Here is a 22191-nt window from a genome sequence, read left to right as displayed (position 1 = left end):
GCGATGCGGTCAGCCAGGGCGTCGACCTTGGCACCGGCAGCACCTTCACCTTCAAGGACGACGGCCCGTCGATCGACATCAGCAAGATAGCGGCGCCGGCGGCGCTGACGGTCGACGAGACGGTGCTGGGCACGGATGCGTCCTTCAGTGTGGCGAACGTGTTCCAGGGCGGGTTCTCGGCCTATGGTGCGGACGGTGCGGGCTCTGTGAGCTATGGGCTGCAGCTGTCCGGCAACAATATCGGCTCGGGTCTGTTTGCCCATGGTGCAGGTGGCGCCAAGGGTTCTGAGATCCTGCTCAGCCAGTCGGGCAACGTCATCACCGGTGCGGTGAACGGCACGGCCTACTTCACCATCACACTGGCCAATGGCCAGGTGACGCTCGACCAGCTCAAGGCGATCTGGCACGACAACACGGGCAGCAACAACGAGCCGCTGAGCCTGACGCTGGCCAACAACACGCTGCAGCTGGTGGCAACGGTGACGGATGCCGACGGCGATGCGGTCAGCCAGGGCGTCGACCTTGGCACCGGCAGCACCTTCACCTTCAAGGACGACGGCCCGTCGATCGACGTAGATGATCTCTCAGTCTACAGGACGCCTGGCGTGACCGTCGGAGCCTATGACTTTCATGTTGGGGCGGACGCGGCGCCGTTTAATACTTCTTTCCCCGCGGGCGCGCTGGTCTGGACGAACAAGCCGACTGGGTATGATTTTGCGCTTAAAGCTGGAACAACCAATACTTACACAGCGACATATGAGGAGAGTGGGACCTCAAAAACCTACTTCGAGGTAACGATTAAGAGCGATGGCTCCTACGAGTTCAAACTGGTGACTCCGGCGCCATCGGTTTCGATCGGCAGTGGTCCCCTGCTGGCAGGATTTACCAGTTCTAGTTCGGTACAGAGTTATACGTTCCCCAAATCGCTCTTCGGTGGTGCATTTGAGCTGGTTGCGACAGGGTATGTTAACGGCGTACAGAAAAACTTGAGCATATCGTCAAGTGAGCTTGGCGTCGATGATGGCGTTATTCATAACTCCAGCAGTAAGAATGATGTCTTGCGTCTGGATGTACAGCAGCAGTCAGGGTACGAGAACGCGACCATTAGCTCCCTTACCCTGAGGCTCAGCTCAACTGGAAGTCTGGCGACAGGAGACGATCTGAAACTCACGGTAAAATACACCGATGGAACGTCGGTGGGCATTCCTGTCGAGTATGATGGCTCTGGTTCAGTTACCTTTAACATCAATACGAGCAAAACTGTCGATTATGTCGAGTTCGATATTGTCGACAGCAAGAACGTCACCGCTAAGGTTGAAGGCGTCAGCCTGGAGTATACGACTGTTGTGGATCCAGCAGATTCTCAGTTGACGTTCGATCTCAAAGGCAGTGATGCCGATAAGGATACAGCGACGGCATCATTTATCGTGAACGTAATGGCTGGCACTGCAGGCGACGATACCATCTCCACTGGCGCCTCGGCGGATCGAATTTCCGGTGGTGCTGGCAATGACACGATCTCCTCTGGAGGTGGGAATGACTACCTGGACGGCGGGGCTGGCAACGATACGCTCAGTGGCGGCTCCGGTGACGACACGCTCAAAGGCGGCGCCGGGAACGATTCGATCGATGGCGGTTCCGGTACAGATCTGCTTGACCTGTCCGATGCCTCGGCGAGCCTGACCTTTACACTCGCGCAAAACAGCAACGGCACGACGGTCAATTTGACGAACGTGGGTCTCGGAACTGACACATATAAGAACATCGAAGGCCTCGTTGGTTCCGACTTCAATGATGTTCTTACCGGGAGTGCCAATGGCGATCGACTTTACGGCGGCGCCGGCTCCGACCATATGGCTGGCGATGCGGGCAGCGACACCTTCAAGATCGACGCGGACTCCCTGCAACTGGGCATCGATGACGTCATCGCCGACTACAACTACGCCGAGGGCGATACGGTCGATCTCACGGCTCTGCTAGGCAATCTGCCAACGGGGACGAACCTCGACGGTAACTTCGTCCAGGTGGTCCAGAACGGCCAGGACGCCAATCTGCAGGTGGACACCGACGGCAGCGCCGGCAACGGTTCAGGCTGGCACACCGTCGCCGTGCTGGAGGACTTCCAGGTTTCGACCGAGGTGGTGAAGATCCTGTTCACCGAAAACGGTGCGCCGAAGACACAGGACGTTTCATAAACGCAACGTCGATCTCGACAGTTCAGCGGTTCTCGGTAATCATCCGGGGACCGCATTTCCAGGGGGAGCCTTTTTCATGATCAGAAGCATGCTGGTGGGGGCGATGGTCGCTCTTATGCCCGTTTCAGGTTTCGCGGCCGATCTCATCGTCGATTATGCGCCAGCCGCTCGGCTGTGCGCTGAAGCCAGCCAATCCTCTCTCACCGTTGACCAGGATGTCGCGACATTGACCAAGGAGGTCGTGTCGCGCATGGACGAGGCGATCGCTGTCGCCGACGATCCGCACTGGATCTCCTCGACGCGGCCGACGTTCGTCTGGGCGTCCGAGACCAAGGTTGCCTGCGGCAAGGCCTATGGCTACCTGCAGTCCAACTGGCGCGACGAGGATTACATCGCCAAATGCGACTGTTTTTACTCCAAGATGCGGAATTTCATGAATTGAGACAGGCGGTTTGATCGTCATGTCCCACGCTGTCGTTTCACCGATCAGGCGGATGTCGTCCTGTCGGCAGTGGCTAGTCCTCGGCGTCCTCGCACTCGGTACACTTGCGGGCTGCCAGGGCGCACCCACGCCCCAGGATGTTCTCGACGTGGAATCGCCGCAGGCGAGGCACGCGCGGCGCGCGGCCGAACATGCGGTGAAGCCGCAGGAAACCTTCGGCAGCGGCGCAACGCGGATCGCGCTCATCACGGCGTTGATGGCGCCCACAGGCGAAACGGTACGCGAACGCGATATCCGGGACGGCGCGTCGCTCGCCATCGATGAGGTGGGTGGCGGCCAGCTCTCGTTGCTGGTCGAAAATACCGACGGTTCGCCACAGCAGATTCAAGAGGCGGCGAAGCGGCTTGCCAGCCAGAACGTCGCGCTCGTCGCGCTGTCGGTCGCCGACGTTCCTGTCAGCACCGTGCGCCAGGGTCTCGGCTCCTCCCGCGCGCCGCTTTTGGTCCTGCGCGGCAACGGCGCCGAGCGGCCGGCCGGCACCTTCGCTTTCGTGTCCGACCGCATCGACAGCGCCGTTGAGGGGGCATCCTATGCGGTGGCGTCCGGGCGCAAGCGGCTCGTCGTGCTCCTGCCAAGCGATGTCTCCGCCGCCGAGCGGCAAAGATTGGATCGCGGGCTTGCCGGCTATGGCATCAAACCGGCGCTCGTCGCCGTGACGGGAACCACGGCATTCACCGGCGACGCGGCCTCCAAGACCGCGTTGAAAGACACCGATGGCGTGCTCCTGGTCGGTTCGGGAGATCCGGACGTCGGTGCGCTGTCGCAACTCAAGGCCAACGGCTATCTGAAATCGAACGCGATGATCGTCGGCAGTTCCGGCTGGGCGAATGCCGCTTACAAGCGCCCCGAGCTCGCGGGCAGCCATCTGTGTCTGTTCGGCCCGGAAAATGGTTCCCGGATGACCTCGCGCTATCTCGATCGATACGAGCGAGCCGCAGGCACCGATGCGGCCTATGGCTTCGACGTGATCGCGCTTGCCGCCGGCCTCGTCCGCAGCCAGGGCGAAACCGCCATCACGCAGGAGAGCCTTCGGTCTCCAAACGGGTTCATCGGTGCGGCAGCAGCCTTCCGCTTCGAGAAGAACGGTTCCGTCGAGCGAACCTGCGCGATCTACCAGGTCACCTCCGGAAGCGTGAAACTCCTGGATCCAGCGCCACGTTCCTTCTGAAGCGCAGGCGCTGGCCTCAAGCTCCGCTTGCCGGCTGACGGGTGCGATCATCCACAGGCTTGCCGAGCCTCTCATCTCGAAGCCACGCTGCGAGCGGCGGCACGGGCCACGCCGGCGTTGCTCTTCGGCATTCCCGGCCGAAGGGCAACGTTGACCGTTGCTGAGTATCGGCAGGGTTGCCATGCTCAAGTAACCATCTGCAGCGCCCTATCCTGACCTTATCGATGTTGCGGCCATCTCAGGGAAAGTTAGGCAAGCAGCAAGCCGATATCTGCGCATTCTCCATATCCGGGAAGATGGCGGGCCATCGTACCGGACAGGGGGTAGCCCGTGGGCTGGGTGCAGGTGGGGTCATGACAAAATGTTGTCTTTGAGTGGGTCGGCTTCCGGGGGAGGGGGATGGTCCCCGGAAGCCGAAAGCGGCGTCAAATGTCTTCGTCGCCGCCGAAATCCATATCGTCCGCAGGCTCTTCCGGCTCCGCAGCCGTGGCGCCGGGCTGAGCAGCCTGGGCCTCGTTTCCACCGAACAAGCCTGCGATCGCATTGCCGAGCAGAACGCCGCCGGCGACGCCCATAGCGGTCTGCGCCGCACCGGCGAGGAAGCCGCCGCCGGCACGCTGTTGCACCGGCTGGCCGTGGGCCTGGTTCTGGTTGCCCCATGGCGAGCCGGGCGCGGCGCGGCCGTATCCGGGCTGCTGCGGCGCCGGGTGCTGAGGGGCGCCGTTGTTGCCGAATATCGAGGAGAAGAAGCCGCCGCGCTGTTGGCTCTGCGCGGTCTGCGCTTCCAGTTCCTCGATGCGGCGTTGAGCTGCCTCCAGCGCCTGCTCCTGCACGACGATGGTCTGTGCCATGTAATAGGGTGCACCCGGCTGCGCGCTGATCCGTTGCTGGATGAAGCGGTCGGCTTGAACGTCTCGTAGGCCAGACTGGCGCTCGACATGGGCGAGCCTGGAGAACAGGCCGTCAATGGCCTGCTGGTCGTTGCGATCCATGAGATATGTTCCTTGCTATCTTACTCTTCACGCTGGCCGGTGAAAGTCAGCAGCAGCTGGAAGATGTTGACGAAGTTCAGATAGAGCGACAACGCACCGAAGACGGCGAGCTTCTGCTGCGATTCCTGGTCGAAGTTGTCGGCATACTGTTCCTTGATGTTCTGCGTGTCCCAGGCAGTCAGGCCGACGAAGACGACGATACCGATCACCGAGACGGCAAACTGAAGAGCGCTCGAGCCGAGGAAGATGTTGACGATCGACGCGATCATCACGCCGATAAGGCCCATGATCAGGAACGAGCCGAATTTCGCCAGGTCGCGTTTCGTCACATAGCCGTAGAGGCTGGTCGCACCGAACATGGTGGCGGCGATGAAGAAGGTGCGGGCGATGCTGGCTCCGGTGAAGACCAGGAAGACCGAGGCGAGCGAAAGCCCCATGACGGCGCAGAAGGCCCAAAAGGTCATCTGCGCTGACGATGCCGACATCGAATGCATCTTGAAGGAGAAGAAGAAGACGAAGGCCAGCGGAGCCAGCATCACCACCCATTTCAGCGGGGTGGAGAAGATCGGCACGTAGAGTGCCGGCGTGGTGCCGACGATGAAGGCCACAAGGCCCGTCACGACAAGGCCAAGGCCCATATAGTTGTAGACGCGCAGCATGTGCTGGCGAAGGCCCTCGTCGAGGGCGGCGGCAGAAGCCTGGCTCATGCCGCCGAAGCGGTTCTGGTTCGAATACATGAAGGTTTCCTCAGTAAAGTGAGTTCTTGAGAAGCTCGGCCTCATCGATGAGGCCGATGCCCGGCGTGCTTGAGACGACGGCATAGGCGACCTCGCCGACTTGCCACCAGGCAGCCTCGGCGTTGGAAAGGTTGAGGTCTTTCACGGACTCGACCGCGAAGTGCCCCGGCCTGCCGGCGAAGAGCGATATGAGTGTGCCCGCATCGGTCTTGACGCTCGTCTCGACGCTGGGTCCAAAATCCGAGGGGAATACCTGAACGTCTAAGACGTTCCAGTCCTTCGGAAGCTCCGGCATGACGATGGCGGTCGCCGCACGAATGTCGTCCCGGTCGTAGGTCTGCACTTCCGGCTGTGACGGCATTCCCGCCCTGACGAGCGAGGTCTGATGCGCGCGGATGGCGTATTCCACGAAAGCCGGCGGATGGGCCGAGGCATTGACTTCGCTCGGACCGACGGAAGAGTGGGCAATCCACCCCACCGAAACCATCAAGCCGACCGCCGCCACCTTTTGCAGGGCGTTCCACACGCGCGCATTCGCCAGTCCCGACGAAAGGCGGCGAGCCGCCTCGCGCGTCTCGGGGCGTCCGGCAACGACATCCGACGTCATCGCCAGCTTGAGCGTGGTCCGCATTCCGAGATCGGCCATGACACGGGCCGCCGCATCAGGATTCCTGGCAAGCCAGGTCTCAACCCGAAGCCGACCGGCCGCATCGAGCTGGTTGTCCACATAGGCATCGAGATCGGTATCGATAATCGTGTCGACGTCAGTCATTATCGCCTCCGACAAGCCTCAGGTGGTTGGGCTTTTTCGTTCCGTTTTCGAAGTCTCTAAGACTCGCTCTTGCGCGGGAGACGCGCGACATCAAAGTCCCGACGGGAATGTCGAGTATGTCGGCAGCCTCTTGATAGGAGAGGTCCTCGACGGCAACGAGATGCAAGGCCTCGCGCTGCTCCTGCGGAAGCATCATGAACGCTTCGCGGACCTGAGCCAGCCGTACGCTGTGCTCCTGGTGAGCGGGGTAAGACGATCCGGCCTCCTGAGCCGTCTGGTCGTCACGCTGGCCGCTAGAGATCGCGGACCGCAAGCGGTCGATATGCGTGTTGCGAACGATCGCGAAAAGCCAGTTTCTAAGGCTCGCTCCAGACCGGAATGTCGAGCGTCGTTCGTAGGCTCTCAGGAGAGCGTCATGAACGAGATCCTCCGCGTCCGGCGAATTGCGCGCAAGCGAGCGGGCATAGCGCCGCAGCGCAGCCAGCTGCCCAACAACGTCAAATGCGCCTTTCTTCGAATCCATACCCGCATATACGGAGCGGGCGCGGCTTCTCATCCATCGCGCAGAAAAAAATCTGAAAAAATCTGAAAACTACCGTCGGGACCGGGTACCAGACGCACCGATCGCAGGCAGATTGAGCCCGCCGAAATCCTTGGCCCGTCTCGGCCGCTTACGAGTCGTGCGCGCCGCAGATGCAGTATCGGACCATCGAGCAAAGCCGCGATGATCCGATACAATTTCTCGTCCTGTCAGAACCCGCAACGCGCGAGGTCTTGTCGGATTTGTTCTACGCAGGCTGCTGCGTCTGCCGGCTGACCTTGCTGACGAAACCGACGATCAGCACGAAGGTCAGCGCCTCGACGGCAGCCACCAGCCACAGACCGTGGGTCATGACGCCGGTCGTGTCCTTCAGGTAGCCCATGAGGTAGGGGGCGCCGAAGCCGGCAAGGTTCGCGACAGAGTTGATGAGCGCGATGCCGACCGCTGCAGCCGAACCCGCCAGGCAATGGTTCGGCATCTGCCAGAAGACCGGGATTGCGGACATGGTGCCGACGATCGCGAGCGCCAGGGCCGCGAGCGACAGGGCAGGGCTGGCCGGAAGGACAAAACCCAGGGCCATGAGGCCGGTGGCACCCGCGAGTGCTGCAAAGGCGCAGTGGTAGCGCACCTCCGAGGTGCGATCGGAATGAATGCCGTTCAGGATCATGCCCGCAGCACCGCCGAGATAGATGGCTGCCATGATCCAGCCGACCGTCGCGGGGCTGGAGAAGCCGATTTCGCGTACCACGGAGGGACCGAAGAAAGTCAGCGTCGAGTTCGCCATGATGATGCAGAAATAGATGGCGATGAATTTCCATACGATCGGGTTCTTCAGCGCCTTGAGCACGCTGTGCTCGCGATGGCCGAGAGCCTTCTTGTCCTGCTCGATGTCCTGGATGAGCAGGGCCTTTTCCTCCGAGGTCAGCCAATGCGCCTTCTCAGGCTTGTCGGTCAGATAGAAGATGGTGGCGATGCCGGCGAGGACCGACGGAATGCCTTCGAGCAGGAATACCCACTGCCAGCCGGCCCAGCCGTTGGCGCCGCCGAGTTGCGTCATGATCGTGCCTGCCAGCGGGCCGCCGATGACGCCGGCAAGTGCCGAGGCGGACATGAAGAGGCCGAAGGCCTTGGCGCGACGCAGCGACGGATACCAATAGGTCAGGTAGAGGATGATGCCGGGATAGAAGCCGGCCTCGAACACGCCGAGCAGGAACCGCAGCGTATAGAACTGCCAGGGCTGGGTGACGAACATCATCAGCACGCAGATGATGCCCCAGCCGATGGTGATGCGGGCGATCGTGGCGCGGGCGCCGATCCGTTCGAGCCACATGTTGCTCGGCACCTCGAAGAAGAAATAGCCGAGGAAGAAGATGCCGGCACCGAGGCCGTAAACGGTTTCGCTGAACTGCAGGTCCTGCAGCATGGTGAGCTTCGCAAAACCGACATTGACCCGGTCGATCCATGCCAGGATCCACAGGAACATCAGGAAGGGAAGGAGCCGCCATGTCACCTTGCGGTAGACGGATTCGAGGTTTTCGGGGTTCGCGGCGGATGAGCCGCCTCCGTGCCCCGCATGTGCTGCCGATGCCATTGTGGACTACCTCCCGTATAAGTCCATTTCAGGATACCAGCCGCTATGCGGCCGGCGTGATAACCTCCTGCGCCTCCTTGACGAGGGCGCCCAGTCGATAGCGGCTGATGTTGGCGATCTGCCGCAGTGCTTCCGCAAGCTCAGCCTCGGTCTCCCGTCCGATGCGGTGCTTGAACTCGGCAAAGATGCCGGCCTTGGTGTAGTGGCGAACGCAAACGATGAAGGGAAAGCCGTGCCGGGCGCGATAGCGCCGGTTCAGATCGTCGATCAGCGCCATCTCGTGGCCCGCTAGACTGTCGAGCCCGGCCGTTCCCTGTTCGACGGTCGATTCCGCTGTCATCCGGCCCTGCTTGGCCTCTTTGCCGGCAAGGTCCGGATGCGCGCCCAGGAATTCGACCTTTGACGCCGTGTCACGGGCCAGGATCTGGCTGAACATCGCACCATGCAATGCCTCGATGTCGGCGAACGGCCGCTTCTGCCAGCTGCGTTGTGCGACCCAAGGTGAATTCTCGAAGACAGGACCGAGGTAGGCGACGAAGGCGTCGCAGTCCATGTGGTTGATCGCGTCGATATCAAGCATGTCTTGCCCTGAAGTTGAGCCGCCGCATCGTGGTGTTTCCTGAGCAAACGGTGCTCGGCGGGGGCGATTTGGTCAACGCGGGCAGGCAAATACCCATTATTAGCCAGACGAATAAAAGGTGGTGTTGACCTGTTGGCCGGCTCGCCCTGCCGGATTTTGTTGGCTATTCTGAAAATCAGATGTCGAAAGAAGATACCGTTGACGCACATCTCCTAAGGGTGTTCTGCGCGCTCATGGCCGAGGGCAGTGTGACGCGTGCCGCGGTCAAGCTGGAGCAATCCCAACCGGCGGTCAGCCTGGCGCTTGGCAAGCTGCGCGAGATCTTTTCCGACCAATTGCTTGTGCGCGGCCGTGACGGAATGGTCCCAACGGAGCGCGCTCTCGCGATTTTGCCACGCGCTCAGGCCCTGTTGGCCGATCTCACCGGCTTGGTCGACGCCACGGCGCCGTTTGACGCCTCATCAAGCAATCATAGCTTCACGATCGCCTCGCCGGACTACATGGCGCCGGTGTTCCTGTCGGAAATTGTCGATCAGATCAGGCGTAAGGCGCCGAATGCGAGCCTCGTGATCCGGGCGCTCGGTCCCGACTTCGACTTCGAGGGAGCGCTTGCCCGGGGTGACGTCGATGTCGTCATCGGCAACTGGCCGTCTCCGCCCGCCTATCTCAAGCGCTCGATCCTCCTGCAGGACGACATCGTTTGCCTGATGCGGGATAGCCATTCTCTAGCGCAGGGCGAATTCAGCGAAGCCGATTACCTGGCGGCGGCCCATATCGTGCCGGTGGCCTATTCGATGGCCCATCGCGGCGTCGTCGAAACCCACTTGTCGAGCCTTCGTGTCAGCCGGGCGCGTACCGTGGCGCTTTCCTATTTCACGACCGCACCGTACCTCTTGCTGCAGTCGGACCTGATCTTTTCCACCAGCCGTCATTTTGCCAGCTACTTTGCGGGGCTTTTGCCGCTCGTCGTACGCCAGCCGCCGATGGAGTTCCCGCAGATGGTCTTCCACATGCTTTGGCATGACCGATCGCATCATTCGCCGATGCACCGGTGGCTGCGCGAGATCATCATGCAGGCGCGCAACAGGATCGCCAGCTAGCTTTCGGAACGAAGTGGCCGCTCTCTGAGAAATCGGGCAGTCGGCCCCAAATCCTTCATCGCCGTGTCGGCGGCGGCCCAACAGAGTTGCGGACCACCAGGTCGGGCCTCAGCAGGATCTCGGTTTCTGAAGGGGTGCGGTCCGAGAGCATCTCGAGAAGCAGTGCCATCGCGTGCTTGCCGATCGCGGTGCGCGGCTGGCGGATCGTCGTGAGGGAAGGGGTCATGAAACTGGCCTGCGGGACGTCATCGAAGCCGGTGACCGAAAACTGGTCCGGTATCTCATAGCCGCGCGCCTTGAGGCCAAGCGCGACACCAAGAGCAGTCTGATCGTTGACGCACATGAAGGCGGTCGGAAGATCGTCGCGCATGAAGAGCTGCTCCAGCGCCAGCCTGCCGCTTTCCACCGTTCCGTCGCCTTGGAGGATAAGGCGGCGGTTCGGGGGAATGCCGGCCGCAGCAAGCCCGGCCTCGTACCCCGACCGACGACGGCCATAGGCAAGGCGCGTATGGGAGTCTCCGATGAATGCGATCCGCCGATGCCCTTCGGAAATGAGAAGATCAACGGCCTTGCGCGCGCCTTCGACGTCGTCGACGCCGACATAGGGAATGCCACCGTTGAAGACGGGCTCGAACACCCCGACGGTTGGCGGCAGGCGCGGCGTTACGTCCTGATGGCCGAAAGGAAGAATGCCTGTAAACAGGATCAGGCCGGCCGCCTGGTTCGAGTTGAAGAATTTCAGATATTCCAACCCGCGCTGGGCATCATTCTGGGTATGCCCGATCAGCACGCCGTAGCCATGGGCACGCGCTTCGTTTTCAAGTCCCACCAGAATGCTGGAGAAGTTCGGGTCGCCGATATCGGGTGCGACCACCAATATCATGTTCGAGCGCCCCAGCCTCAGGCTGCGCGCCATCGCATTGGTGGTGTAGCCCGTCAGCGCAATGGCTTGGTTGACCTTCAGCCGCGTGGACTTGGCAACCTTCTCCGGCATGTGAATCGCCCGCGAAACTGTCGCGATCGACACTTCGGCGATCCGTGCGACATCTTCGATGGTTGCGGGGGTGGAATCGGACACTTGGTTGGCCTCGGGCTTTGTTGCGAGACACTACACAGACTTGCCTGACGGTCAAACGCGCAGGCCGAAAAAATTGTCGTACTAGCACGATGTAAACCTTTACATCGTGCAGTGTAAAGGTTTACATCGTTGAAAAAGCGGTGGAGGCCGCAGGGAGGGGAATATGACCACGGAGGTTGTCGACGGGGCTCCCGTCGTGCTGTCTGCGCGCCGCATCAGTAAATCCTTCAGCGGCGTGCAGGTGCTTTTCAGCGTCGATTTCGAGCTACGTCAGGGCGAAATCCACGCGCTGATGGGCGAGAACGGCGCCGGCAAATCCACGCTCGTCAAGATATTGTCCGGCTTCGAGCAACCGACCTCGGGCGAGATTATGCTCGACGGCCAGTCACTGAAGCTTCCGGCAAACGGCGCGGCCGAAGCGCTCGGCATCGTCATCATCCATCAGGAATTCAATCTGGCCGAACATCTCACCGTCACCGAGAGCCTGTTTCTCGGCCGCGAGGTGACCAGGTTCGGCGTGCTCGACCGCAAGTTCATGCGCGCGGAAACGCGCCGCGTTCTCGATCTCCTCGGCTCCCATGTCGACGAGAATGCGATGATTGGGTCGCTGTCGATCGCCGAAAAACAGATGGTGGAGATTGCCAAGGCTATCAGCCGTGACGCGCGCGTCGTCTTCATGGATGAGCCGACCGCCGTCCTCTCTCGCGAAGAAACGAACTTTCTGTTCCGCTTGGTGCGCAAGCTGCGCGACAAGGGAACGAGTTTCGTCTTCGTGTCGCACAAGCTCGACGAGGTCATGGAACTCACCGATCGCGTGACGGTATTGCGCGACGGCCAATGGATCAAGACATCGCCGACCTCCATCCTCGACGGCGAGGCGATCGCCCAGTTGATGGTCGGCCGTGAGCTTTCGAGCCTCTATCCCGCCAAAACCGAACCCGACGTCGACGAGGAGGTCGTGCTGCGCGTCAGTTCGGTCTCAACAGGCTACGTGCGGGATGCAAGCTTCGAGGTCCGCCGCGGCGAAATCCTCGGTTTTTCCGGGATGATCGGGTCGGGTCGGACGGAATTGATGGAGGCGATCGTTGGCTTGCGCCCGCGTGTGGCCGGCGAGGTTCTCGTTCGTGGCCAACCGGTTTCATCCGGCGACGTGCACGCGGTCAACAATGCCGGCCTCGCCTACATGACCAAGGATCGGAAGGCAAAGGGCTTGCTGCTCAATGCCGGCATGATGGCGAACCTGACACTGCAATCGCTCGGTCGCCATAGCCGCCTCGGCTATCTCGATCCGGGAAGCGAGGAGGCGGCTCTGGTCAAGGCGCGCCGCCGCTTCGACATCCGCGTCAGGGATGACAAGATTGTCGCCGGGCGCATGTCCGGTGGCAACCAGCAGAAGCTGCTTCTCGCCAAGGTAATGGAGATAGACCCTGGTATCATCATCATCGACGAGCCGACCCGCGGCATCGACGTCGGCACCAAGCAGCAGATCTACCACTTCATCTCGGCGCTCGCCCGGGACGGTCGCTCGATCATTGTCGTCTCATCGGAGATGCCCGAGGTCATAGGCCTATGCAGTCGCGTGGTGGTCATGCGCGAAGGCCATATCGCCGGCATCCTCGAGGGCGACGAGATCTCCGAGCAGGAGATCATGCGCTACGCCGCAGGATTGAAGAAGAAGACGGCGGCCTGAGGCGGCCGCGGCGCATCCTGCGCAGATGCCGAGAACAACAAGATTCCCGACAGGTGGGACGGAGGTTCAATTGGATATGAGCGTAAACGAGGAAGGCAGTCAGGGCGCAATTCGCCGCCGCAGCTGGCGCGACATCGATCTGAGGGCCGTGGCGCCGTTCGTCGCACTGGCGTTGCTGTTGCTGGTCGGGGCGCTGGTCAATCCCAACTTCATCAGCATCAACAACCTCGCCAACGTCGCTACCCGCAGCGCCTTCATCGCCATTATCGCGGTCGGAGCGACTTTCGTGATTTCGTCGGGCGATCTCGATCTCTCCGTCGGGGCGATGGTCGCCTTCATCGCCAGTCTGATGATCCTGTTCATGAACTCCGGGGTCATCGCCGATCCTGTGCTCATGCTTGTGGCGGCGGTCCTGTTTACTATCGTCGCCGGCGCACTCTGTGGTCTCACCAACGGTCTGATCACCACAGTCGGCAAGATCGAGCCCTTCATCGCAACGCTCGGCACCATGGGCATCTATCGGGGACTGACGACCTGGTTGTCGCAAGGCGGCGCGATCACGCTCAAGGAGCCCGAGCTCCAGGAGATGTACCGGCCCGCTTATTTCGGCACGATCTTCGGCCTGCCGGTTCCGATCGTCGTCATCCTCGCGGTGACGGCCGTGGCGGCCTTCATCCTCTACCGCACGCGCTACGGTCGGCACGTCGTGGCCGTCGGTTCCAATCGTGACGTCGCGCGCTACTCCGGCATTTCCGTCAACCGCGTCCGCACCGTCGCCTTCGTGATCCAGGGGCTGTGCGTGGCGGCCGCCGTTCTCCTCTATGTGCCGCGCCTTGGCTCGACGTCGGCGACGACCGGCATTCTCTGGGAACTACAGGCAATCACCGCCGTCGTCGTCGGTGGCACCGCGCTTAAAGGCGGCGCTGGTCGCGTCTGGGGCACGATCTGTGGTGCGTTCATCCTCGAACTGGTCGGCAACATCATGCTGCTCTCCAACTTCATCAGCGAATACCTGATCGGCGCCATCCAGGGTGCGATCATCATCATTGCGATGCTCGTCCAGCGCTCGCTGGTTCGGAAATCGTGAGACGGCCGGGTCCACAGGTCTCCCGGCCTGCAACAGGCTGACCTGATATTTGGGAGGAACTTAATGCGTAATAAGCTATTCGGCCTGACCCTCGCGGCCATGACCGCACTTGCTGGCGTCTCGCACGCGCAGGAAGAAAAGAAAGTGACGATCGGCGTCTCGATCCCGGCAGCCGACCATGGCTGGACGGCCGGCGTGGTCTTCCATGCCGAGCGCGTCGCCAAGATCCTGATGGAGCGCAACCCGGGCCTCAACGTCATCGTCAAGACCTCTCCCGATCCGGCGAGCCAGGCCAACGCCGTGCAGGACCTTGAGACTCAGGGCATCGACGCGCTCGTCATCCTGCCGACCGATCCGGATCCGCTGGTCAACGCCATCAAGGAAGTAAAGGGCAAGGGGACCTTCGTCGCGCTCGTCGACCGGGCGCCGAGCGTCAACGACAATTCGGTGCGCGATCTCTATGTCGCCGGCAACAATCCGGCGCTCGGCCAGGTCGCGGGCGAATATATCAAGGCCACGACGCCGGAAGCTGAAGTCGTCGTCATCCGCGGCCTGCCGATCCCGATCGATCAGCAGCGCCAGGACGGCTTCGACAAGGGCATCGAAGGCTCGAAGGTCAAGGTTCTCGACCGCCAGTACGGCAACTGGAACCGCGACGATGCATTCAAGGTCATGCAGGACTACCTGACGAAGTACCCGAAGATCGACGTCGTCTGGTGCCAGGATGACGACATGGCCGTCGGCGTACTGCAGGCCATCGAGCAGGCAAAGCGCACCGACATCCAGTACGTCGTCGCCGGCGCTGGCTCGAAGGAAATGATCAAGAAGGTCATGGACGGCGACAAGATGATCCCGGTCGACGTGCTCTATCCGCCGGCGATGGTTGGTACGGCGCTCGAAATGACCGTCGCCAACTTCTACGGCCAGGTTCCGGTCCGTGGCGTCTACACGATCGACGCGACGCTCGTGACCAAGGACAATGCGAAGGACTTCTACTTCCCGGATTCGCCGTTCTGATCCAGGCTTGACTGAAATGCGGCCCGCGGTCGACGCGGGCTGCCATCCCACAACGATCACCTGAAATCTCAGGGCGTGTCGTCTTGAGCCCCAGGCGGGCATCACCGGCGCCTTTCGATCGCCCGGCACATTTTCCAACGGAGGAGACGAGAGATGAAGACGATCAAGGGGCCAGGGCTCTTTCTTGCGCAGTTTGCCGGCGATGCGGCGCCGTTCAATTCCTGGGATGCGATCACCAAATGGGCGGCCGATTGCGGCTACAGGGGCGTGCAGGTCCCGAGCTGGGACGCGCGGCTGATCGACCTGAGACAAGCGGCGACCTCCAAGACCTATTGCGACGAATTTGCCGGCACGGCGCGCGCCAACGGCGTCGAGGTGACCGAGCTTTCGACCCATCTGCAGGGCCAGCTCGTCGCCGTGCACCCGGCCTATGACGAAGCCTTCGACGGCTTTGCCGCACCCGAAGTGCGCGGCAACCCCAAGGCGCGGCAGCAATGGGCGGTGGAGCAGGTGAAGCTGGCGCTGACCGCGTCGAAGAACCTCGGGCTCGATGCGATGGCGAGTTTTTCCGGCGCGCTTGCCTGGCCCTTCGTCTATCCCTGGCCGCAGCGGCCGGCCGGCCTCGTCGAGACCGCCTTCGATGAACTGGCGAAACGCTGGAAGCCGATCCTCGACCATGCCGAGGAAAACGGCGTCGACATCTGCTACGAGATCCATCCGGGTGAGGACCTGCACGACGGCATCACCTACGAGATGTTTCTGGAGCGCACCGGCAACCACGCGCGCGCCTGCATGCTCTATGACCCCTCGCACTACGTGCTGCAGTGCCTCGACTATCTCGACAACATCGACATCTACAGGGATCGCATCCGCATGTTCCACGTCAAGGATGCGGAGTTCAATCCGACCGGACGCCAGGGCGTCTATGGCGGCTACCAGGGCTGGGTCAACCGGGCCGGCCGCTTCCGCTCGCTCGGCGACGGCCAGGTGGATTTCGGCGCGGTGTTCTCGAAGATGGCAGCGAATGATTTTGCCGGCTGGGCGGTAGTCGAATGGGAATGCGCGCTGAAGCATCCCGAGGACGGCGCGCGCGAGGGTGCCGACTTCGTCAAGCACCACATCATCCGCGTCACCGATAAGGCCTTCGACGACTTTGCCGGCGGCGGCACCGACGAGGCCGCCAACCGGCGCATGCTGGGGATTTGAGGAAGCGTTTGCCCCCTCGGTAGCGGACCGTGACGTCCAGCCGCCCATTTAATTCGTTCGGGAAGGAGGGGCTACAATCCTACACCCCGAACCGACGATCCGAACTGGTGCCGCGTTTCACCGTGTTCTCGGCCGGCGTTCGTCATCGCGCCAGCGGCGGATTTGGTCCGGAGCTGCCTTGCCCGCCCGCGGTCCGTGGATCGTGACGGAGCGGGAGGCGGCGGCGACGGAGAAGTCCAGTGCTTCTTTGATCGCCTGACCCTGCGCCAGACACCAGGTCAAGGTGCCGCCGAAGGTGTCACCGGCGCCGGTGACGTCGACGACGTCGACCGGAAAACCAGGCACACGAAGGATCGTGGCGCCGTTGCGGGCCTCGGCGCCATCTGCGGCGAGGGTACGCACGACCCAGTCGATATCGTGCGCCTGCATCCAGTCGCCGATCATCGTGATTTCGTCGTGGCCGAACGCAGCGCGGAAACCGACCTGGTTGAAGATGACGACCGCAGCACCGGTGAGATACGGCATGTCCTGCGGCGTGCATCCACCGACGTCGAGATCGAAGATGACGCGGCGGCCGTGCTGGCGAAGATCGGCAAGAAGGTCGGCTTGCTTGACCACGCCTTGATCCGTTCGCGCATGGAGACGACGGGCGCGATAGAGGGTCGTGTAGAGAAAGCCTGGTTGGCGCAACGCCTTGAGAGCGGCTGTGTCAAGCCACATCGGCTGTTCACCCATCTCGACCGTCAGAACGATATGCTCGCCGTCGACGAGAAAGATGAAGTTCCGCGATTCCGGAATGGCGGGATCGATCAGCATGTGATCGACGCCGACGCCGTTGTCCTTCAAATCGGCGATCAATCGTTGCGATAGGGGACTGTCGTTGAGCAGGGAGATGAACTGCGTTTCACCGCCAAGGCCAGCGTGCACCACGGCGGCGTTGGCAATGGAGCCACCGGCCTCGGCCGGGAGTTCCTTGACCATGCCCTTGTCGGCTCGGCCGGGCCAGCGATCGGCGGTGTAGTATTCGTCGAGTGCGACGTCGCCGATGAAGAAGCTCGTCATGCGATCGGTCCTTCGCCTGGAATGGCTTGCACCAGAGGGCCACCGGCAACCGGCACCCAAGGGCTTTCGCCGAGACCGCAGACGGCCATCCAGTAATAGGGGGTTGGTCCCGACACGCCTCGGCAGGCGTCGTGCCAGACGTTGCGGTCCATCACCACGGCTTGCCCGGGCGCGATCACGAAGGCTTCGATCTCATTCCCGTCCGGCGCCGTGGCGTCGGATGCGGGAGCGACGGCGAGGACAATCGGTTGGGCGAGGCAGAAGATCGCCTCCTCCGTTTCCGGATGCCGCTCCATTGCGCCGCAGTGCCACGGCGCGCTACCGCCGCGCGTGACGCCGAGATGGCCGCGACCGTCGATCAATGGTGTCTTGGTGAAGCCGTCATTCCAGCCGTCGCCGACGGTCCAGATCGCCTTCGGGTCTGTATCGCCGGTCAGATCGTAGACCTTGCCGTACCGCGAAAAATTCTCGGCCGTGACTGGCTGGGCTAGAACCGTGTCGGCCGCACTCATGCATCGCTCCTGATGGCACGCACGACGCGCATGAGCCCGGCGACATGGGCGGCCTCGACACGGCCTGTGTCCTTATGGTCGTGCTTGAACCAGCTCCCGACCACGGCGCCATCGGCCTTGGCCAATTGCTCGGCGGCATTGGCCTCGGTGAGGCCGGCGCCGATCAGGAGCGGCGTCGCGCCGCCGGTTGCCGTGCGGAAGCGGGCCACCTTTTCCATATCTGTCGGCTGGCCGGTGGCGTCGGAGGTGACAACCAGCCCGTCGCAGCGCGAAGCGCCGATGCGCACGTCGTCCGATTCCGGTCGCCCGGACAGAACGGGCTGGTACTTGAAGCGAACGCCACCGAGCAGCAGCGCCGAAACGTCCTCGCGGCGAGCCGCGAGTTCGGCTGCGAAGGGTTCCTCCGCATCCGGCGGCAGATGGCCGGCGACGGAATCCACCTGGATGAAGGAAACGGGATACTGTTTGGCGAGGGCAAAAGCGCGCGCATCGTCTCTGAGCACGTTGACGCCGATGCGGGTGCCGAGGTCGAACCCGAACAGCCGGTCCAACACCCGCTCGACGTCCTCTGCGCCACCGAAGTAATTCTCGACCACAACCCCGTCCACGCCTTCGCCGGCCATGATGCGAGCCTCTTCCTCGGCTTGGGCAAGCTTGGCCGCAGGGCCATCACCGGCCAGATGCAGCATGCCGAGGATCGGTTTCGGGGTCGTGAAAGTGTCGCCGAAGCGGCTCATGTCTTGTTCTCCTGCGCACCATGCGGCGCGGTCTCGCGCCCCCAGCGCGTTGCAAATTTCATCTGGACGGCCGGCGAGTAGACGATCGACGTGCGCTCGACCAACAGGTCGTCCGCATCGAGCACATCTCCGCTGGCGCAAAGGTAGCCCGGCACGTCCTGTGCCGGGGCAAAGACCTCCCGCAGGCGATCGGAGGCCGGCACGACGGTCAGCAGCAGTTCCGAACGCAAGGGGTGGCGGTCATAGTCGCGGCGCAAAACCTCATAGAGCGATTGCGCCGCGAAATCGTAGCGCTCGATGCCCGGATAAAGGGCAAGATCGAGCTGAGATGTGTCGACGTTCAACCACGTGACAGTGTCGCCGTTGGCAAGCCCGCGAGCGCGCACCAGCAAGAGTTCGCCATTCTCCACCCGGTGTTCCAGCACGCGCGTCACCGGGCGCTGGCCCTGGCGGCGGGCAAGCTCCGTGAAGCTGCCGAAGTTCCAGATGTTGTGGCTGATCGGCCGGTGCGACACGATCGTGCCGCGGCCGCGAACCTGCTGGACCAAACCTTCCGAAACCAGAAGCGCCATCGCGTTGCGCACGGTCGTTCGGGCAATGCCGAACTGGTCGCGCAACTGGTTCTCCGAGGGAATGGCTTCGCCTTCGGAGAAATCACCGCTGAGAATCGCGGCGCGCAGCGCCCGATAGAGCTGCCGGTAGAGCTGCTCGCTCGAATAGAGATCGAGGCGCAGCCGGGACAGTCTGTCGTCCGGGTTTCCGTTCGCTGCGATGGTGGAGGCGTCTGGCATGGAAGGATGGGTCAAGGCAGGCTCCGGCGCGGTTCGGTTACTTCGTTGCTCCGTTTATCTTGAACTCTTCGACACCAGCCTGTTTCAAGCCGTAGCGGTCGAGGATCTGTGCATAAGTGCCGTCGGCCTTCATCGCGTCGAGGGCGCCCTTGACCGCATCGCGCAGTTGGGTGCTCGCCTTGGCAAATGCGATGCCGTAGTGGTTGATCTCGCCGACCTCGCCGATCTGGTAGAACTTGTCCGGCTCCTGCTTCATCAGGTCGAGCAGACCCTCAAGGCCGATGACGGACGCCTGGGCGCGGCCCTGGCGGATCTGCATGATGTGTTCGGCCTGGGTCGGGATCTGGATGACGGTGATCAGCTTGTCTGCCGGGCAGATGGACTTGCCGAGGTTCTCCGCCCAGGTAACCCAGCTCGTGCCCGTCGCGACCGCGACAGTCTTGCCGCAAAGGTCCGCCTCGGTCTTGATCTCGCTCTGGTGGTCGGCAGTCGTGTAGAAGACGTTGCCGGTCTTGAAGTAGTCGATGAAATCGAGTTGCGTCTGGCGCTCCGCCTTGTCGGAGAAGGCGGTCATGATCAGGTCCGAACGGCCGGTGACAACCTGCGGGATCAATTGCGGGAACTCGACGTTCTGGAACTCCGCCGTCAGGCCGAGGCGCTCGGCGATTGCCTTGGCAAGATCGATGTCGAAGCCCTTCAGTTCCGTCGAGCCGGCGTCGCTGTATTCCATTGGCGGATAGGCAAGGCTGATCGTGACGTTCAGCTTTCCGGTATCGCGCACGGCGTCCGGCAGAGCGGCCGCCAGCTTCTCGTCGGCGGCGTGCGCCAGGCCGCCTGCGGCCAGGCTGATGATTGTTGCGGAGGCTAGCCCCAGAACCATTGGTAGCAGTCGTTTCATTTTCAGTTCTCCCTCTTTTTGAACTCTTGTCTTCAGGCCAGCACGCGGCTGAGGAAACTCCGCACGCGCGGGTCGCCGGGGTTGCTCAGAACTTGCGCGGGTACGCCCATCTCGCGGATCTCGCCGTCGATCATCACCACGACGCGGTCGGCGACCTCCCGGGCAAAGCCGATCTCGTGGGTGACGACGATCATCGTCGTGCCGCCGCGCGCCAGATTGCGCATCACTTCCAGCACCTCGCCGACGAGTTCCGGATCGAGTGCGCTGGTCGGTTCGTCGAAGAGCATGACGCGCGGCTCCATGGCGAGCGCTCGGGCGATCGCCACACGCTGCTTCTGGCCGCCGGAAAGCTGAGACGGATAACTCGACGCCTTGGCGGCCATGCCGACCTGTTCGAGCAGGCCCATGGCGCGGGCTTCGGCCTCGGCGCGGCTCAAGCCGCGTACCACCATCGGTCCCTCGATGACGTTGCCGAGCACCGTTCGGTGCGCGAAAAGATTGAAATGCTGGAACACCATGCCGAGCTGGCTCTGCTGCGCCCTGAGCCGCTTGACCGGCAACTCCTCAAGCGCGCCGCGGCTGAGTTCGTAGCCCATGATCGCGCCGTCGACCCAGACATAGCCACCATTTGGCGTTTCCAGGTGGTTGATGCAGCGCAGGAAGGTGCTCTTGCCGCTGCCCGACGGCCCGAGGATACAGAGCACTTCACCATAGGCGACCTCCAGATCGAGACCCTTCAGGACCTCGTGGCTGCCAAAACTCTTGCGGATACCGACCGCCTTGACTGCGAGTGTCATGCTTCACCTGTGGTGGCGGGACGACGCGCCCATCCTTTGAACCAGCGGCGTTCGCTGGTTGCGGCTGCGCCATCGCGGCCGAAATGGCGTTCGAGATAATGTTGGCCGATGGAAAGAACGGTCGTTCCCGCCAGGTACCAGACGGCGCAGACGAACAGCAGTTCGATGACGGCACCGTTGATGAAGTAGATGCGCTGCGCCGCATTCAGCATTTCGCCCATGGCGATGGTGGCCGCGAGCGAGGAAAACTTCAGCATGCCGATGGCGCTGTTGCCGAGTACGGGCAGGATCAGCCGCAGGGTCTGTGGCAGGATGATACGCCGCATCGTCTGGCCCGGCGTCATGCCGAGCGTGTGCGCCGCCTCCTTCTGGCCCTTGTCAACCGAAGAGATGCCTCCGCGCACCACTTCCGTCAGATAGGAGCCTTCGTTCACGCCGAGACCGAGCACGGCCGCCACGAAAGGCGTCACCACGTCGACCATGCGGGCATCGATGAGCCCGGGGATATAGAGGCGTGGGAAGACCAGGGCGATGTTGAACCAGATGAGCAACTGCAGCAGCACCGGCGTGCCTCGGAACACCCAGACGTAGAGCCATGCGGCGAAACGCAGGATCGGATTTTCCGAAAGCCGCATGATGCCAAAAGCGAAACCAAGAAAGACGCCAAGCACCAGCGCACAGGCCGAGATCAGCAGCGTCCAACCGAAGCCGGTGATGATGACGCCAGCCGTCAGAAACTCGCCGACCACGGTCCACTGGATTTGCCCGACTGCGAAGGCGCGGCCGATCACGGCAAGCAGCAGGATGACGAGACCGCCACTGATCCACCGCCAGGGGTGGTGCAGTGGGCGGATGGCGACATCCGGACCGGGAAGGTCGGCGAGTGACAGCGCGGACGTTGAAGATGAGTGAGAGTGGTGCATGGCATCCAATTGTAGGGTTAGGCCTACAACTTGATAGAAGCACGTGCGAAGGGAGTCAAGCTGACGTTTGGAGAATATTTCCGGCTGTGCATATTCGCGCGCTGAACGCGCTGCAGGATTGGAAGTCAGCGGCCCCGAGGAACGGACTGATTGAAAACGATCGCCGCTGGCACGGGGGAACCGGCGAGGGGGCAGCTTCTGAAGCGCTAAGCGCC

Annotated in this window: 23 protein-coding genes; 9 read left to right on the top strand and 14 right to left on the bottom strand. The window is 62.2% G+C overall.

Annotated features, from left to right (window positions below; translation table 11 throughout):
- The 3 genes from V7S54_RS23255 to V7S54_RS23245 form a co-directional block, all read left to right on the top strand.
- A partial coding sequence (locus V7S54_RS23255; protein ID WP_336408892.1) for a DUF5801 repeats-in-toxin domain-containing protein occupies nucleotides 1–2195 on the top strand: 2195 nt, incomplete at its 5' end.
- Nucleotides 2196–2271: 76 nt separating this feature from the next.
- A complete protein-coding gene (locus V7S54_RS23250; RefSeq protein WP_058327889.1) occupies nucleotides 2272–2637 on the top strand; it encodes a hypothetical protein in 366 nt (121 codons plus the stop codon).
- Between the two features lie 19 nt (nucleotides 2638–2656).
- Nucleotides 2657–3865, top strand: a complete 1209-nt coding sequence (locus V7S54_RS23245) for an ABC transporter substrate-binding protein (RefSeq protein WP_336408891.1) — start codon at nucleotides 2657–2659, stop codon at nucleotides 3863–3865.
- Nucleotides 3866–4290: 425 nt separating this feature from the next.
- On the opposite strand, the gene V7S54_RS23240 is transcribed toward V7S54_RS23245, so the two are convergent.
- Genes V7S54_RS23240 through V7S54_RS23225 form a run of 4 tightly spaced genes read right to left on the bottom strand, consistent with a single transcriptional unit; the run spans nucleotide 4291 to nucleotide 6841 of the window.
- The gene (locus V7S54_RS23240; protein ID WP_336408890.1) at nucleotides 4291–4857 is read right to left on the bottom strand and encodes a DUF2076 domain-containing protein; all 567 of its coding nucleotides are present in this window, start codon (nucleotides 4855–4857) and stop codon (nucleotides 4291–4293) included.
- A gap of 20 nt (nucleotides 4858–4877) precedes the next feature.
- Nucleotides 4878–5594 (bottom strand): Bax inhibitor-1/YccA family protein, encoded by a 717-nt coding sequence (locus tag V7S54_RS23235; RefSeq protein WP_336408889.1) that lies wholly within the window; start codon nucleotides 5592–5594, stop codon nucleotides 4878–4880.
- Nucleotides 5595–5604: 10 nt separating this feature from the next.
- On the bottom strand, nucleotides 5605–6366 hold the full coding sequence (locus V7S54_RS23230) for an anti-sigma factor family protein (protein WP_336408888.1): 762 nt from the start codon (nucleotides 6364–6366) through the stop codon (nucleotides 5605–5607).
- The gene (locus V7S54_RS23225) at nucleotides 6359–6841 is read right to left on the bottom strand and encodes a sigma-70 family RNA polymerase sigma factor (RefSeq protein WP_336408956.1); all 483 of its coding nucleotides are present in this window, start codon (nucleotides 6839–6841) and stop codon (nucleotides 6359–6361) included. Before V7S54_RS23225 ends, V7S54_RS23230 begins: the two co-directional genes overlap by 8 nt.
- Between V7S54_RS23225 and V7S54_RS23220 the strand changes: the two genes are divergently transcribed.
- The gene (locus V7S54_RS23220) at nucleotides 6782–6955 is read left to right on the top strand and encodes a hypothetical protein (RefSeq protein WP_336408962.1); all 174 of its coding nucleotides are present in this window, start codon (nucleotides 6782–6784) and stop codon (nucleotides 6953–6955) included. The two genes, V7S54_RS23225 and V7S54_RS23220, sit on opposite strands and share 60 nt — an antisense overlap.
- Before the next feature lie 199 nt (nucleotides 6956–7154).
- Here V7S54_RS23220 and V7S54_RS23215 read toward each other — a convergent pair whose 3' ends face one another.
- Together V7S54_RS23215 and uraD are read right to left on the bottom strand one after the other, a co-directional pair.
- Nucleotides 7155–8498, bottom strand: coding sequence for an MFS transporter (locus V7S54_RS23215; RefSeq protein ID WP_065375955.1), 1344 nt, complete (start codon nucleotides 8496–8498; stop codon nucleotides 7155–7157).
- 43 nt (nucleotides 8499–8541) lie between these two features.
- The gene (gene uraD / locus V7S54_RS23210) at nucleotides 8542–9078 is read right to left on the bottom strand and encodes a 2-oxo-4-hydroxy-4-carboxy-5-ureidoimidazoline decarboxylase (RefSeq protein ID WP_065375956.1); all 537 of its coding nucleotides are present in this window, start codon (nucleotides 9076–9078) and stop codon (nucleotides 8542–8544) included.
- 179 nt (nucleotides 9079–9257) lie between these two features.
- Between uraD and V7S54_RS23205 the strand changes: the two genes are divergently transcribed.
- The gene (locus V7S54_RS23205; protein ID WP_336408887.1) at nucleotides 9258–10178 is read left to right on the top strand and encodes a LysR family transcriptional regulator; all 921 of its coding nucleotides are present in this window, start codon (nucleotides 9258–9260) and stop codon (nucleotides 10176–10178) included.
- Between the two features lie 55 nt (nucleotides 10179–10233).
- Here V7S54_RS23205 and V7S54_RS23200 read toward each other — a convergent pair whose 3' ends face one another.
- Nucleotides 10234–11256, bottom strand: coding sequence for a LacI family DNA-binding transcriptional regulator (locus V7S54_RS23200; protein ID WP_336408886.1), 1023 nt, complete (start codon nucleotides 11254–11256; stop codon nucleotides 10234–10236).
- Between the two features lie 163 nt (nucleotides 11257–11419).
- Between V7S54_RS23200 and V7S54_RS23195 the strand changes: the two genes are divergently transcribed.
- The 4 genes from V7S54_RS23195 (at nucleotide 11420) to V7S54_RS23180 (ending at nucleotide 16256) form a co-directional block, all read left to right on the top strand.
- On the top strand, nucleotides 11420–12946 hold the full coding sequence (locus tag V7S54_RS23195) for a sugar ABC transporter ATP-binding protein (RefSeq protein ID WP_336408885.1): 1527 nt from the start codon (nucleotides 11420–11422) through the stop codon (nucleotides 12944–12946).
- 76 nt (nucleotides 12947–13022) lie between these two features.
- Nucleotides 13023–14033 carry an ABC transporter permease gene (locus tag V7S54_RS23190; RefSeq protein ID WP_336408955.1) on the top strand — a complete coding sequence of 337 codons (1011 nt, stop codon included), beginning with the start codon at nucleotides 13023–13025 and terminating at the stop codon, nucleotides 14031–14033.
- A 63-nt stretch (nucleotides 14034–14096) separates the two neighbouring features.
- Nucleotides 14097–15050 (top strand): substrate-binding domain-containing protein, encoded by a 954-nt coding sequence (locus V7S54_RS23185; protein ID WP_057249660.1) that lies wholly within the window; start codon nucleotides 14097–14099, stop codon nucleotides 15048–15050.
- A gap of 153 nt (nucleotides 15051–15203) precedes the next feature.
- A complete protein-coding gene (locus tag V7S54_RS23180) occupies nucleotides 15204–16256 on the top strand; it encodes a sugar phosphate isomerase/epimerase family protein (RefSeq protein ID WP_336408884.1) in 1053 nt (350 codons plus the stop codon).
- A gap of 117 nt (nucleotides 16257–16373) precedes the next feature.
- Here the strand turns inward: V7S54_RS23180 and V7S54_RS23175 are convergent, their stop codons facing one another.
- The 7 genes from V7S54_RS23175 to V7S54_RS23145 are packed head-to-tail and all read right to left on the bottom strand — an operon-like array spanning nucleotide 16374 to nucleotide 21976.
- The gene (locus V7S54_RS23175) at nucleotides 16374–17318 is read right to left on the bottom strand and encodes a carbohydrate kinase family protein (protein ID WP_336408883.1); all 945 of its coding nucleotides are present in this window, start codon (nucleotides 17316–17318) and stop codon (nucleotides 16374–16376) included.
- Nucleotides 17315–17830: an ureidoglycolate lyase gene (locus V7S54_RS23170; RefSeq protein WP_336408882.1), complete on the bottom strand. Its 516-nt coding sequence runs from the start codon at nucleotides 17828–17830 to the stop codon at nucleotides 17315–17317. The genes V7S54_RS23175 and V7S54_RS23170 overlap by 4 nt, the downstream gene beginning before the upstream one ends.
- Nucleotides 17827–18567 carry a BtpA/SgcQ family protein gene (locus V7S54_RS23165; protein WP_336408881.1) on the bottom strand — a complete coding sequence of 247 codons (741 nt, stop codon included), beginning with the start codon at nucleotides 18565–18567 and terminating at the stop codon, nucleotides 17827–17829. The genes V7S54_RS23170 and V7S54_RS23165 overlap by 4 nt, the downstream gene beginning before the upstream one ends.
- Complete coding sequence (locus V7S54_RS23160) at nucleotides 18564–19373, bottom strand: GntR family transcriptional regulator (RefSeq protein WP_141679508.1); 810 nt, start codon at nucleotides 19371–19373, stop codon at nucleotides 18564–18566. Before V7S54_RS23160 ends, V7S54_RS23165 begins: the two co-directional genes overlap by 4 nt.
- Nucleotides 19374–19395: 22 nt before the next feature.
- On the bottom strand, nucleotides 19396–20256 hold the full coding sequence (locus V7S54_RS23155) for an ABC transporter substrate-binding protein (RefSeq protein WP_336408880.1): 861 nt from the start codon (nucleotides 20254–20256) through the stop codon (nucleotides 19396–19398).
- A 32-nt stretch (nucleotides 20257–20288) separates the two neighbouring features.
- Nucleotides 20289–21053, bottom strand: a complete 765-nt coding sequence (locus V7S54_RS23150) for an amino acid ABC transporter ATP-binding protein (RefSeq protein ID WP_065375966.1) — start codon at nucleotides 21051–21053, stop codon at nucleotides 20289–20291.
- Nucleotides 21050–21976: an amino acid ABC transporter permease gene (locus V7S54_RS23145; RefSeq protein WP_336408879.1), complete on the bottom strand. Its 927-nt coding sequence runs from the start codon at nucleotides 21974–21976 to the stop codon at nucleotides 21050–21052. Before V7S54_RS23145 ends, V7S54_RS23150 begins: the two co-directional genes overlap by 4 nt.
- Nucleotides 21977–22191: the final 215 nt, after the last annotated feature.

Origin of the sequence: Ensifer sp. CCNWLY38, from assembly GCF_037120565.1 — a bacterium.
GTDB lineage: Bacteria > Pseudomonadota > Alphaproteobacteria > Rhizobiales > Rhizobiaceae > Ensifer > Ensifer adhaerens_H.
The sequence above is the reverse complement of the archived record's forward strand: the minus strand, read 5'-3'. Positions and strand labels throughout refer to the sequence as shown.

Excerpts from the sequence above, each read along its gene's own strand:
- V7S54_RS23215 (WP_065375955.1), bottom strand. The coding sequence starts at position 8,498 with ATGGCATCGGCAGCACATGCGGGGCACGGAGGCGGCTCATCCGCCGCG.
- V7S54_RS23220 (WP_336408962.1), top strand. The coding sequence starts at position 6,782 with ATGAACGAGATCCTCCGCGTCCGGCGAATTGCGCGCAAGCGAGCGGGC.
- V7S54_RS23170 (WP_336408882.1), bottom strand. The coding sequence starts at position 17,830 with ATGAGTGCGGCCGACACGGTTCTAGCCCAGCCAGTCACGGCCGAGAAT.
- V7S54_RS23250 (WP_058327889.1), top strand. The coding sequence starts at position 2,272 with ATGATCAGAAGCATGCTGGTGGGGGCGATGGTCGCTCTTATGCCCGTT.
- V7S54_RS23175 (WP_336408883.1), bottom strand. The coding sequence starts at position 17,318 with ATGACGAGCTTCTTCATCGGCGACGTCGCACTCGACGAATACTACACC.
- V7S54_RS23155 (WP_336408880.1), bottom strand. The coding sequence starts at position 20,256 with ATGAAACGACTGCTACCAATGGTTCTGGGGCTAGCCTCCGCAACAATC.
- V7S54_RS23145 (WP_336408879.1), bottom strand. The coding sequence starts at position 21,976 with ATGCACCACTCTCACTCATCTTCAACGTCCGCGCTGTCACTCGCCGAC.
- V7S54_RS23185 (WP_057249660.1), top strand. The coding sequence starts at position 14,097 with ATGCGTAATAAGCTATTCGGCCTGACCCTCGCGGCCATGACCGCACTT.
- V7S54_RS23165 (WP_336408881.1), bottom strand. The coding sequence starts at position 18,567 with ATGAGCCGCTTCGGCGACACTTTCACGACCCCGAAACCGATCCTCGGC.
- uraD (WP_065375956.1), bottom strand. The coding sequence starts at position 9,078 with ATGCTTGATATCGACGCGATCAACCACATGGACTGCGACGCCTTCGTC.
- V7S54_RS23240 (WP_336408890.1), bottom strand. The coding sequence starts at position 4,857 with ATGGATCGCAACGACCAGCAGGCCATTGACGGCCTGTTCTCCAGGCTC.
- V7S54_RS23180 (WP_336408884.1), top strand. The coding sequence starts at position 15,204 with ATGAAGACGATCAAGGGGCCAGGGCTCTTTCTTGCGCAGTTTGCCGGC.
- V7S54_RS23205 (WP_336408887.1), top strand. The coding sequence starts at position 9,258 with ATGTCGAAAGAAGATACCGTTGACGCACATCTCCTAAGGGTGTTCTGC.
- V7S54_RS23245 (WP_336408891.1), top strand. The coding sequence starts at position 2,657 with ATGTCCCACGCTGTCGTTTCACCGATCAGGCGGATGTCGTCCTGTCGG.
- V7S54_RS23230 (WP_336408888.1), bottom strand. The coding sequence starts at position 6,366 with ATGACTGACGTCGACACGATTATCGATACCGATCTCGATGCCTATGTG.
- V7S54_RS23235 (WP_336408889.1), bottom strand. The coding sequence starts at position 5,594 with ATGTATTCGAACCAGAACCGCTTCGGCGGCATGAGCCAGGCTTCTGCC.
- V7S54_RS23190 (WP_336408955.1), top strand. The coding sequence starts at position 13,023 with ATGAGCGTAAACGAGGAAGGCAGTCAGGGCGCAATTCGCCGCCGCAGC.
- V7S54_RS23195 (WP_336408885.1), top strand. The coding sequence starts at position 11,420 with ATGACCACGGAGGTTGTCGACGGGGCTCCCGTCGTGCTGTCTGCGCGC.
- V7S54_RS23150 (WP_065375966.1), bottom strand. The coding sequence starts at position 21,053 with ATGACACTCGCAGTCAAGGCGGTCGGTATCCGCAAGAGTTTTGGCAGC.